The sequence below is a fragment of the Caballeronia sp. LZ035 genome (genome assembly GCF_031451175.1).
Taxonomy (GTDB): Bacteria; Pseudomonadota; Gammaproteobacteria; order Burkholderiales; family Burkholderiaceae; genus Caballeronia.
Window position 1 is genome coordinate 1243298 of sequence record NZ_JARUXS010000002.1, and the last position, 10921, is coordinate 1254218.

At 63.4% G+C, this 10921-nt stretch carries 12 protein-coding genes; 2 read left to right on the plus strand and 10 right to left on the minus strand.

Annotated features, from left to right (window positions below; all coding sequences use genetic code 11):
- Nucleotides 1-90 precede the first annotated feature (90 nt).
- On the plus strand, nt 91-1500 hold the full coding sequence (locus QCE88_RS21270) for a PLP-dependent aminotransferase family protein (RefSeq protein WP_309905808.1): 1410 nt from the start codon (nt 91-93) through the stop codon (nt 1498-1500).
- Between the two features lie 120 nt (nt 1501-1620).
- On the opposite strand, the gene QCE88_RS21275 is transcribed toward QCE88_RS21270, so the two are convergent.
- The 6 genes from QCE88_RS21275 to QCE88_RS21300 form a co-directional block, all read right to left on the minus strand.
- On the minus strand, nt 1621-1959 hold the full coding sequence (locus QCE88_RS21275; RefSeq protein WP_309905810.1) for a hypothetical protein: 339 nt from the start codon (nt 1957-1959) through the stop codon (nt 1621-1623).
- A gap of 176 nt (nt 1960-2135) precedes the next feature.
- Entirely contained in the window at nt 2136-3026 is an 891-nt protein-coding gene (locus tag QCE88_RS21280) for an amino acid ABC transporter permease (RefSeq protein ID WP_309905812.1), read from the minus strand.
- Nucleotides 3023-3667, minus strand: a complete 645-nt coding sequence (locus tag QCE88_RS21285; protein WP_309905814.1) for an amino acid ABC transporter permease — start codon at nt 3665-3667, stop codon at nt 3023-3025. The genes QCE88_RS21280 and QCE88_RS21285 overlap by 4 nt, the downstream gene beginning before the upstream one ends.
- 13 nt (nt 3668-3680) lie before the next feature.
- Nucleotides 3681-4517: a glutamate ABC transporter substrate-binding protein gene (locus QCE88_RS21290; protein WP_309905816.1), complete on the minus strand. Its 837-nt coding sequence runs from the start codon at nt 4515-4517 to the stop codon at nt 3681-3683.
- Nucleotides 4518-4576: 59 nt separating this feature from the next.
- A complete protein-coding gene (locus tag QCE88_RS21295) occupies nt 4577-5335 on the minus strand; it encodes an amino acid ABC transporter ATP-binding protein (protein WP_309905818.1) in 759 nt (252 codons plus the stop codon).
- Nucleotides 5326-6348 carry an asparaginase gene (locus tag QCE88_RS21300; RefSeq protein WP_309905820.1) on the minus strand — a complete coding sequence of 341 codons (1023 nt, stop codon included), beginning with the start codon at nt 6346-6348 and terminating at the stop codon, nt 5326-5328. Before QCE88_RS21300 ends, QCE88_RS21295 begins: the two co-directional genes overlap by 10 nt.
- Before the next feature lie 99 nt (nt 6349-6447).
- On the opposite strand from QCE88_RS21300, the gene QCE88_RS21305 reads away from it, so the two are divergent.
- Complete coding sequence (locus QCE88_RS21305; protein WP_309905822.1) at nt 6448-7491, plus strand: LysR family transcriptional regulator; 1044 nt, start codon at nt 6448-6450, stop codon at nt 7489-7491.
- A gap of 198 nt (nt 7492-7689) precedes the next feature.
- Here QCE88_RS21305 and QCE88_RS21310 read toward each other — a convergent pair whose 3' ends face one another.
- The 4 genes from QCE88_RS21310 to QCE88_RS21325 all read right to left on the minus strand — a co-directional run bounded on the left by QCE88_RS21310 (nt 7690) and on the right by QCE88_RS21325 (nt 10809).
- The gene (locus QCE88_RS21310) at nt 7690-8250 is read right to left on the minus strand and encodes a GNAT family N-acetyltransferase (protein ID WP_309906546.1); all 561 of its coding nucleotides are present in this window, start codon (nt 8248-8250) and stop codon (nt 7690-7692) included.
- 75 nt (nt 8251-8325) lie between these two features.
- Complete coding sequence (locus tag QCE88_RS21315; RefSeq protein ID WP_309905824.1) at nt 8326-9564, minus strand: FAD-binding oxidoreductase; 1239 nt, start codon at nt 9562-9564, stop codon at nt 8326-8328.
- A 37-nt stretch (nt 9565-9601) separates the two neighbouring features.
- On the minus strand, nt 9602-10405 hold the full coding sequence (locus QCE88_RS21320) for an amino acid ABC transporter ATP-binding protein (RefSeq protein ID WP_309905826.1): 804 nt from the start codon (nt 10403-10405) through the stop codon (nt 9602-9604).
- The gene (locus QCE88_RS21325) at nt 10405-10809 is read right to left on the minus strand and encodes an amino acid ABC transporter permease (RefSeq protein WP_309905828.1); all 405 of its coding nucleotides are present in this window, start codon (nt 10807-10809) and stop codon (nt 10405-10407) included. The genes QCE88_RS21320 and QCE88_RS21325 overlap by 1 nt, the downstream gene beginning before the upstream one ends.
- Nucleotides 10810-10921 lie beyond the last annotated feature (112 nt).

Here is a 10921-nt window from a genome sequence, read left to right on the forward strand (position 1 = left end):
ATCTTTGCATCAGCGAAAGTGTGAGAATTCTGTACCATCAATGGTGCGGGCAGAAGAACCAAGAACCCCAATTTTGTGTGTACCAAGATCGTGAATCCAGACTTCCAGATTCAACTCGACCGGACGGCCAGGCTGTCCCTCACGGAACAGATCCGGGAGAGCATTGGCCGGGCTATCGAGTCAAGCCTGCTCGCGCCCGGGACCCGGTTGCCTTCGTGGCAGGACCTGGCGGCGCAACTCGGCGTGGCGCGCGGCACGGTTCAAGCAGCGTATGAACGATTGTCCGATGCCCAGATGATCGAGACCTTCGGAGCAGGGGGAACGCGCGTTGCCCCGCGGCCCTACGTTGCCGCGACTCAACCCACGGCGCCCCGGCTCGGAACGTTCATGAGGGCGTATGAGGAGATGAACGCCGGGCCGGCAATCTTTCAGCTCGGCGTGCCGGCGTTTGGGGGACTTCCTGAAAAGCTGTTCTCACGCGCGCGCTCCTCCAACCTGTTGAAGACCGGCTACCTGTCGTCGTTGCTCTATCCCGATCCCAGGGGCGAGTTCGAACTGCGCAAGGAAATCGCGGGCAATCTGTCCATCACCCGAAACTTTCACTGTCATCCGGAGCAGGTGTTCATCACGTCGGGGTTCAGTTCCGGCCTGGGCCTCACGCTAAGGGTGCTGGGTCTGGACGGCAAGAAGGTCTGGATGGAAGAGCCGGGTTTCATGGTCACCCGCAAAGGTCTGGAACTCGCGCGCCTGAATATCGTGCCGATACCGGTGGATGCGGACGGTATCAACGTGGACTATGGCATCGAGAAGGCCCCGGATGCTGCGTTGGCCGTCCTGACACCCGGCCAGCAGGCTCCGTTGGGATCGACCCTGTCGTTGAGGCGGCGTCTTCAGCTGCTGGAATGGGCTGCCGCGAGTGGCGCCTGGGTCATCGAAGATGATTACCTCGGCGAGCTACAACTGGAAGGCAGGCCTGCGCCCGCCATGGCGTCTCTGGGTGAAGGGAAGCGCGTCATCCACATCGGTTCATTCAGCAAGACGGTGAGCCCTGCACTGCGGCTTGGATTCGTCGTCGCGCCTACCGAACTGGCTAACGCATTCTCCGAAGTGGCGGCGACGCTTGCGCCCGCGCCATCGCCAGTCGTGCAACTCGCCACGGCTCAGTTCATGCATGACGGTCATTACATCCGGCGCGTGCGTCGTCTCAAGCGGCTCTATACCGCGCAGCGCGATGGGCTATGCGAGCAGTTGCGCATGCGGGACGCGCAGTGGGTGAATGCAGGCCTCGCCGTACTTCTCCGACTTCCTGACGGTGCGCCCGACGTGCAGATCGTTCGAGAGGCAATGAGCTTCGGCATCGCGCCGTCGCCTTTGTCGGTGTGGTTCGCTGATCCAGGCTGGACGTTGCCCGGCCTTTTGCTGGGGGTTGCCACGGCGCCTGAAGAGCATCTGGAGACATCGTGCCGACGGCTGTTCGAGATCATCGAGCGGTATCGCTGATGGGCCTGCTGCCAGCCAGATAGTGCAGATGCGTCGCGGTTTCAGTAGCGGAATCTTCTTTGCGCCCAGGCGGTGCGAGTTGAGCGATGTCCATCGCTCCTGGACCAGATTGCGCGTTGCTCAGATCGACAAAACAACAGCCGCATTGTCGTTCACTTGCGTGAACGTTCGAGCAAAGCGGTACAACTGGTCGCCGATTTGAACACGGTTCAATCCGGATGATGTCAGCTTCAACATTTCATCGGCGACTTCACGGGGAAGGGTGCCGACCTTGCGAAGCTCTTCCTGCGCCCCGGACGGATCTCCAAGGTAGACAGTACAGACCTCGGGTACATGCCGTATCAGCACCACGCTCGTCGCGCGGTCAAGTGCACGCTCGAGCACTTCGGCAAGCGCTTGCAAGGCTTGATCACGCAGGCTATCGCCAGTTTCGGTCGTCTCGTCGCTTTTCGTCATCATGAGCCCCTTGGAACGATGGAGATCGTCGCAGGTCCATCCCGCCTTTGCCGCTCCTGACGTCAAACATAACACGGACCGATCGAGCACATGCGTCAGGCGGTGGATGCGGGGGCAGCCGCCGGTCGATGGCATCGCGCGTCCCAAGGAGGCCCTGCAGGGCATCCACACCGTGCTCGTCACACGTTGTTCGAATCGCCTGCTGCAATGACTTCGCCGCCCTCGAGAATCGGTTCCTGCGGGGCTGCCCGTTTCCTGTTACCTGGGGTTCCGCGGGTCTGGCGACGCACGACCCACCGCTTCAGGAACAGGAGCGCGGCGCTCACGCATCCATACATCACGGTCACGATGAACGCCGCCTGCAGCAGCGACTCGGGCGCAAAGCTCGATATATCCTGTGACCGGTGCAACAATTCGTCGTAGGGGATCACATAACCGAGCGATGTGTCCTGCACGATCGCCAGCAACGAGCTGATCAGCGCCGGCAGCATGTTGCGCAGCGCCTGCGGCAGCACGACGTGCAGCATCGCCTGCCATGGGCGCATGCCCAGGGCCAGCGCCGCTTCGCGTTGTCCGCGCGGCAGCGAGAGAATGCCCGCGCGCACCACTTCCGCGGTGAGCGCCGCGTGATGCAACGCCATGGCGACGACGAGAAAGCCGAGGGCAGGCCAGTCGAGACCGAGCGCGGGCAGCTCGATCACCATGAACAGGATCAGCAACAGCAACGGCACCGCGCGGAACAACTCGACATACGTGCCCGACAGCGCGCGCACCCATCCGCGCGACGACAACCTGCCAAGCGCGAGCGGCATCGCCAGCGTGAATGCGGCAAGCGCCGAGCACAGCGCCGCCTGGAGGGTCGAGACGAGTCCGTCGAACAGGAATTTCGCGGTGCCCCAGTGCCAGAAGATGGCCCACTTCGGCGCCGCGAACTGTCCGCTCGATTGAAGCCGCATGCCGATCGCCACAAGCAGGCCAAGCACGGCAACCGCGCTCACGACCGAAAAGACTCGCTGACGGCCACGCGCGACGGGACCGGGTGCTTCGTATAGCGCGGTCGTGTGCTTCATCGTGCCACCGCCATGCTGTGTTCGATGCGACGCATGAGAAGGCCGAGCGGCACCGTGAGCGCCATATAGGCGAACATCGCGGCAGCGAAGGTGGGCACGGCTTGCGCGGTTTCGAAGTTGATCCGCTGAGCCGTGTAGGTGATGTCGAACACGCCGACCGCCGCGGCGATCGAAGACGCCTTGATCTGGTTGACGAAGAGATTGCCGAGCGGCGGTATCACCGTGCGCACGGCCTGCGGAAGCACGACATTGCCGACGACCTGCATGAAGCGCATGCCGATGCTGCGCGCTGCTTCGATCTGTCCGGATGGCACTGCGTTCACGCCGGCGCGCAGGACCTCGGCGACCCACGCGGCGGTGTAGAAACCGAGCACGAGGATGGACGACGTCGTGAGCGAGTACATGAAGCCCAGCTTCGGCAGGCCGAACACGAACAGCAGCAGAAGCGCAAGCAGCGGCGTCATGCGCATCACTTCGATGTAGGTCGCCGCGAACCAGCGCAGCGGCGCGAGCGGCCCGATGGTCATGACGGTCAGCGCGACGCCCAGCACGAATGCCATCGCGAAGGACAGCAACGATAGCTCGATCGTGACGCCCATCGCCTCGACGAAGCGCCACGCAAACGAATGAAGAGAGTCCATGGATGCGCGCGGATCAGCGTTCGATCGTCGGCACCTGCGGCTTGCCGAGCGTGCCCTCGAGGTTCTTCGCGTAGAGCTTGTCCCAGGTTCCGTCCTTGATCGACTGCTGGAGTTGCGCGCTGACCCACTCGCGGAACTGCTCGTCCTGCTTTGCTACGCCAATGCCCCACGGCTCCTGCGTGAACGGCTTGCCGACGATACGAAACTTGTTCGGCTGACGCATCGCTTCGCCTGCGAGCGTGGCGCCATCGTCGACGTAGGCGTCGAAGCGGTTATCAGCGACGCCTTCCACGCATGCCGCCGTGTCGTTGAAGGTGACGAACTTCGTCTGCGGGGCGATCTTCCTCACGTTGTCTTCTACCGTCGTGCCGTTCAGCACGCACGCGGTCTTGCCGTTCAGATCCTGCGGTCCCTTGATCGACGTATCGGCGTGACGCGTGAGAATGTCCTGACCCGCCACATAGTACGGTCCCGCGAAGCCGATGACCTTCTTGCGCTGATCATTGATGGTGAGCGTGGCGATCACGACGTCGACACGGCCGTTCTGCACAAACGGCAAGCGATTCTCGGTCGTCGTCTTGATCCACTCGACGTTGTCGGGCGAGCCCGTCAGCCGGGTCGCGAGCATGCGCGCGAGATCGGCCTCGAAACCTTCCGTGTTGCCCGACATCGGATTGCGCACCGAGAACATGAGCGTGTTGAGCGAGGTCCCGACCACGAGCTTGCCGCGCTTCTGGATCTTCGCCATGGTCGAGTCGGCGGGAAAGGTCTCGGCGTGGACGGCCGTGCTCGCCGACAGCCAGGCGCTCGCGGTACAAGCAGCAATGACGACGATCGACTTGAGTTTCATGCGGTTGTCTCCGTACTGTTATGGTGAAGCGGCCTCATGGACGCTTTCGTATCCAACCTTCAATGCTCCAGAATGCGCGACAGGAAATCGCGGCCGCGTTCGGACTGCGGGCCCGCGAAGAACGCGTCGGGCTGCGCCACCTCGACGATGCGCCCGGCGTCCATGAAGACGATCCGGTCCGCGGCCTGCCGCGCGAAGCCCATCTCGTGCGTCACGACGATCATCGTCATGCCGCTCTTCGCGAGTTCGAGCATGACCTGCAGCACTTCGCTGACCATTTCCGGGTCCAGCGCGGACGTGGGTTCGTCGAACAGAATCAGCTTCGGGTTCATGGCCAGCGCGCGAGCCAGCGCGACGCGCTGCTGCTGGCCGCCCGAGAGCTCAGCTGGCGCGGCATCGGCCTTGTGCGCAAGTCCGACGCGTGCGAGCAGCCGCCGCGCCTCGGCTTCGGCGGTGGTGCGAGGCTGGCCGAGCACCTTGCGAGGCCCCATCGAAACATTTTCCAGTACCGTGCGATGCGCGAACAGATTGAACGACTGAAACACCATGCCGATCTGCGCGCGCATGGCAGCGAGCGCGCGACCTTCTTCAGGCAGCCGCTCGCCGTCGATCAGGATCTCACCCGCGTCGATCGTTTCCAGCCGGTTGATGCAACGGCAGAGGGTGGACTTGCCGGAACCCGACGGTCCGATGACCACCACGACTTCTCCGCCTCCCACTTCGAGATCGACGTCGAACAAGACCTGCTGTGCGCCGAATGATTTGTTGAGCCCCCGCAGGGACACGAGCGGCGGTTCCGCCTGCGCGCTCAGACCCATGTGAGTTTCACCGTCGACTGAAGCTGGCCCACGGGCATGCCGCGCACGTTGCGCAGCACCGGATCCGCCCATTTTTCCAGCGGCGTGCCCGAGATGGCGAGCGGCAAGTCGAGTTGCCCGAGCACGGCGATGGTCGTCGCGTAGACGGCCGCGAAATCGCCGTCGGCAATCTTCACCGCAACACCGATCCCGCGACTGCGCACGCCGATCGCATGGACGCCGTCGGCGCCGACTTTCGTCACCCAGTCGCCGTCTTGCGATGCGTGCGCGAGCGCCAGATCGCAACGGCCCGTGCCGGACACCATCTCCGGATGCGCGGCCATCGCCGCATAAATGCGGGCAAGCGCCGCGTCCGTCTCGGCCCCCGAGGGCGATGCGCCGGCGGCAAGGCGCGCCCACATGCGCGCGAGCCGTTCAAGCGGCATGCCGTAGTTCGGCGCACTGCATCCGTCGATGCCGGCCCACATGTCCTGCTCGCGCAGGTCGGCAAGCGCCGCAACATCGCGGGCAATCTGCCGCTGCAGCGCATGCCCAGGCTCGAGATAGGCGTCGCGCGCGTGACCGTGCAGCGTGCAATAGCCGAGAAAGCCCGCATGCTTGCCGGAGCAGTTGTGATGACGCTGATCGAACACGCTGCCGCGCGGCGGCAGGTTGTGTTCGCCGTAGCAGTCGGGCATGTGTACGCCGCAGCGCAGATCGGTTTCGTCCGCGCCGATCTTGTCGAGCATGCTGGAGACCGCGTCGAAATGAATCTGTTCGCCGCCGTGACTTGCACACGCCAGCGCGAGTTCTGCGTCGGTGAAGCGGAAATGGCCGGGACCGCCGTCGCGCACGAACGGGAGCGCCTGAAACGGCTTGAGCGTGGAGCGCGAGAAGACGCTCGCATGCGGGTCGCCCGCATAGGCGAGCAGCGCGCCCGCCGTGTCGACGACGGCCACCGAACCCCAATGAATGCGTTCGACGTGCGTGTTGCGGCTCGCAATGGCGAGCGGGACATGCGAGGGAAGTGTCATCGGCTTAAGAAGTGAAGACGGTAATGCGAGTTTAATTATTGCAAAAAACTGTGTTCAGGCGTAGTTTCGAAAACCGTTTTGCATGGGGCGCAACGCCAGATGGTCCGAAAAAAAGCACAGGAAACCGGCCTCGATCATCTCGGCGCCATGCGCGCGCTCGTGCGTGTCGTCGAGCTGGGCAGTCTGTCCGCCGCGGCGCGCGAGCTCAAGCTGGCGACCTCCACGGTCGCGCGCAAGATCACGGCGCTGGAGGACATGCTCGGCGTGCCGTTGTTGCATCGTTCGACGCATCACGTCGCGCTGACCGAAGCCGGCAATCTCTATCACTCGCGCGCGGTCTCGATGATCGCGGACCTGGACGACACGTTGCGCGTCGTCGCCGAACTCGATGCAGCGCCGAGCGGGCCGCTGAAGCTGACAGCGCCGGTCGCCTTCGGCCGACGCTACCTCGCGCCGCTGGTGACGCCGTTCCTCATGCGCTATCCCGGCATTCAGCTCGATCTGCGTCTCACCGACAATCACAACGACATGGTCGCAGGCGGCTTCGACCTCGACATTCACGAAGGCGAGAATTACCTCGACAACCTGATCGTTCAGCCGATCTCGCGCAACGACAGCGTCCTGTGCGCGGCGCCCGGCTACCTGGCCCAGCGCGGCCGGCCCGCGACGCCAGGCGATCTCGCGAAGCACAACTGCCTGCGCTATCTGCATCCGGAGGGCGATCCGCGCTGGCATCTTGCGAGAGGCAGAGCCACGCAGTCGATCCTCCCGCAAGGCAATCTGCAGTCAGATCATTCGGAGTTGCTGCTGGAAGCGACGTGCGCCGGTCTCGGCATCGCCGAATTCGAAATCTGGCTAGTCCGCGATCTTCTCGGGAAGGGCGAGCTGGAAGTCGTGCTCCCTGCCTATCGCCTGGACAATGCGTTGACCGGACGCATGATCTACATGGCCTATCTGCCGAACCGGCGGCTTTCGACCAAGGTGCGCGTACTGCGCGAATTCCTCGCTGAACAGCTGCAGGGGATCGGCGAATTGCCTGAGGGACTGGCCATCGGGCAAGGTTCCACGTCGACTGGACGGCCGCGTACGAGTCGCGGCAGCCATCGCGTCTTGCGCACGGTGAAGCTCAGGAACGAGCCTTGAAAGGAGGCGTTGAGTCGTCGGGGTGTTTCCTCGGGAGGCGCGTACGTCAGTCATCAAGGCGTGGTTCCGTTGGGGAAGGGCGCCGTCTTCGAATCAACCGGAATGGAATGGGATCTGCCGACCGGCGAAGCGCTTCGCGCCATGGGACGGGCCTGGCTGACGTGAGCTGCGTCGCACATGGGGTTGCATCGGGCTTCTTTACTGAGTGAACTCAGTCTGGACCTCACCGGATGACAGTCGCTTGTGAAAGAAAGTCGTTCCACAGAGTTGGCCATCAGGCGTGTAACCGCAGTCCGGAACCTCGCCGACTCGCTGCCAGCCCGCGCGTTCGTACAGTCGCTCGGCATCGCTGCCGGTGGCGGTATCGAGCACCAGGACCGATTTCGCGGCCTCGCGTGCGACATCTTCGACCGCAGCGAGCAGACTCGCGGCGACGCCTTGCCTTCGCGCGTCGCGACGAACCAGCATCTTTGAAACATCCGCGCGATGAGGCTGATTCTCGGGGAAGGCAGTAATCAATTGCACGGTACCGACCACTCGACCATCGAGATCTTCCGCAATCAGCAAGACTCGCTCGCCGCGAGCCACACCGTCCGCGGCACGCTGCCAGAAAGCGATTGCCTTGTGCCTTGCAAGCGGCGACATGAAGCTGACTGCCGCGCCGCCTTCAACGCAGTCGATCAGGATATCGACAAGCGGTTCCACATAAGCCTCGACTTCGGCCGCCGAAAGCCTTCTCACGCGTACTGCACCACTCATCATGGACTCCAGGAATTCCTCTATGGCAAAGCGACGATGCATGCGTCGCCGCGATGGCTCACGAACACCTTGCGCTCAATTGAAGCGACCCGGCGAATAAGGCGCCGGATCGATGGACGGCCGTCCGGACGTTATGAGATCGGCCAGCAAGCGCCCGCTCGGCGGTGCCGCCGTCATCCCGTAGGTCCCATGCCCGAAGCATAGCCAGAGGCCTGGCCGGTCGCCGGCTGCGCCGATCGCCGGCAGACTGTCCGGCGTCGATGGCCGTTGACCGGTCCATATCTGATGCGGCGCTTCGACGAGCGCGGGGAACAGTTCGCGCGCCTGCTGCAGCGCATGCAACGCGCGTTGTTCGTTCGGCATGCCGTCGACGCCGCCGAATTCGACGCTGCCCGCAATGCGCAGTCCTTCGAGCATCGGCGTCAGGCCGATCGCGCGGCCTCGATGAATGAAGGGCACGCCGATCTTCACCCGGTCGGTGTCGACCATCACGTGATAGCCGCGCTGGCTTTCGAGCGGAATGCGGATGCCGAGCGGCGCGAGCAGTTGCATCGACCATACGCCGCCCGCCACCACGACGTCGCGCGTGCGGTGATTGCCGGTCGAGGTGAGGATCAGCCATTCGCCGTTCTCCGGGATCAGCTTCAACACCTTCTCCCGATGAAACGTCCCGCCGTGCTCGACGATCCGTTCGGCCAGCGCACGATTCAGTTCCGCCGGGCTCACGGTATGCGCATTGCCTTTTTTCAACACACCGAAGCGCACCGATCCGTCGATGCCCGGATAGAGACGCTCGATGTCGGCGCGCGAGAGGGTCTCGACATTCAATCCGTAGCTTTCGGTCAACTGCCGTTCGACGTCGGCGGCCGAGCCTTGCGGAGGCACGTCGCTGAGAATCGCTTCACCTTCCTCGCGAATATAGCGGCCATAGAGCGCGTCGCCGAGCAAGCGGCGCCATTCGATCAGCGCGGGCGCGTGCAGTGCGTGCAGGCTCCGCGCGAGTGTCGTCATGCGGTCGACCTGACCGGCTCGCAGCCACTGGATGAACCACGGCAACGCCTGTGGCGCATAGCCCGGATGGATCGAGAGCGGACCGAGCGGATCGCGCAGCCAGCCCGGCACCTTGCGCAACATGCCTGGCTGCGCGCCCGGCATGAAACTGTCCGGCGAGATGAAGCCGCCGTTGCCGAACGACGCGGCGCCCGGCGACGGCAACGGATCGACGATCGCGACGTTGCGTCCGAGCAATTGCAGATTGCGCGCCACCGACAGCCCGGCAACGCCGCCGCCGATTACCATCACTGTATCGACCATGGCAAAAAGCCCTGTTTCAAAGCGGTAAATGTGGTCATCAGGCCAGCAGCCGATCGAGGAACGATCGGGTCCGGTCGGTCTGCGGATTGGAAAAGATCTGCCCGGGCGGTCCGTCCTCGATGATGCGTCCGCCGTCCATCACGACGACGCGATCGGCGACCTCGCGCGCGAAGCCCATCTCGTGCGTGACGACCACCATCGTCATGCCGGACTTCGCGAGGTCCTGCATTACCTTCAGCACTTCGCCGACGAGTTCGGGATCGAGCGCCGAGGTCGGTTCATCGAACAGCATGATCTTCGGCTGCATCGTCAACGCCCGCGCGATGGCGACGCGCTGCTGCTGTCCGCCCGACAATTGCGACGGATAGTGCTGTGCCTTGTCGGCGAGACCGACCCGGTCCAGCAGCGCGAGCGCTTCTTTCTCGACGCTCGCCTTTGCCCGCTTCAACACGACCTGCGGCGCGAGACACAGATTTTCGAGCGCGGTCATGTGCGGAAAAAGATCGAAATGCTGGAACACCATGCCGATGTCGCGACGCCTCAAGCACACTTCGCTCGGCTTGAGTTCATGGATCCGGTTGCCGTTCTGCCGATAGCCGACCAGTTCTCCATCGACGAAAAGGCGTCCGGCATTCACGTGTTCGAGGTGATTCATGCAACGCAGCAGCGTCGATTTTCCGGAGCCGGACGGGCCGATGATGCAGACCACCTCGCCCTGATGGACGCGCAGATTGATGCCGCTCAGCACTTCGAAAGCGCCGTAATGCTTGCCGACCTCGCGTGCCTCGACCATCACCTTGCGGTGCTGCGCGGCGTCGTCGGTGCGTGGAATCGCACTCATCATTTCTCCTTCTTCATCACTTTCACCGACTTGTTCAGACGCTTCTCGATCCGGCTCTGGATCAGCGTCAGCACGGTCGTGATCGCGCCGTACCAGATCACCGCCACCATCAAAAGCGGAATCTGCTCGAAGGTGCGCGAATAGATCACCTGCACGGTCGTGAGCAGTTCGGTGTAGGCGATCACGCTGACGAGCGACGTCGCCTTGACCATCGAGATCACTTCGTTGCTGAGCGGTGGAATGACCACACGCATTGCCTGCGGAAAGATGATGTGACGCATTGCGCGCAGCGGCGTCATGCCGAGCGCGAGCGCCGCGCGGCTCTGTCCCGCCGACACCGACAGGATCCCCGAGCGCACGATCTCCGACACATACGCGGCTTGCGCGAGACCGAGGCCGATCACGGCCGCCGCCATCTGCGTTAAAGAATAACGATGGAGGCAACATGTTCGAAAGCATTGATGTCGGACCGAAACGTCCCGGTCATCCGATCTCCGGCGTGGTCCGCAAGGGAGG

Excerpts from the sequence above, each read along its gene's own strand:
- QCE88_RS21275 (WP_309905810.1), bottom strand. The coding sequence starts at position 1,959 with ATGATGACGAAAAGCGACGAGACGACCGAAACTGGCGATAGCCTGCGT.
- QCE88_RS21280 (WP_309905812.1), bottom strand. The coding sequence starts at position 3,026 with ATGAAGCACACGACCGCGCTATACGAAGCACCCGGTCCCGTCGCGCGT.
- QCE88_RS21285 (WP_309905814.1), bottom strand. The coding sequence starts at position 3,667 with ATGGACTCTCTTCATTCGTTTGCGTGGCGCTTCGTCGAGGCGATGGGC.
- QCE88_RS21290 (WP_309905816.1), bottom strand. The coding sequence starts at position 4,517 with ATGAAACTCAAGTCGATCGTCGTCATTGCTGCTTGTACCGCGAGCGCC.
- QCE88_RS21295 (WP_309905818.1), bottom strand. The coding sequence starts at position 5,335 with ATGGGTCTGAGCGCGCAGGCGGAACCGCCGCTCGTGTCCCTGCGGGGG.
- QCE88_RS21300 (WP_309905820.1), bottom strand. The coding sequence starts at position 6,348 with ATGACACTTCCCTCGCATGTCCCGCTCGCCATTGCGAGCCGCAACACG.
- QCE88_RS21305 (WP_309905822.1), top strand. The coding sequence starts at position 6,448 with ATGGTCCGAAAAAAAGCACAGGAAACCGGCCTCGATCATCTCGGCGCC.
- QCE88_RS21310 (WP_309906546.1), bottom strand. The coding sequence starts at position 8,250 with ATGAGTGGTGCAGTACGCGTGAGAAGGCTTTCGGCGGCCGAAGTCGAG.
- QCE88_RS21315 (WP_309905824.1), bottom strand. The coding sequence starts at position 9,564 with ATGGTCGATACAGTGATGGTAATCGGCGGCGGCGTTGCCGGGCTGTCG.
- QCE88_RS21320 (WP_309905826.1), bottom strand. The coding sequence starts at position 10,405 with ATGAGTGCGATTCCACGCACCGACGACGCCGCGCAGCACCGCAAGGTG.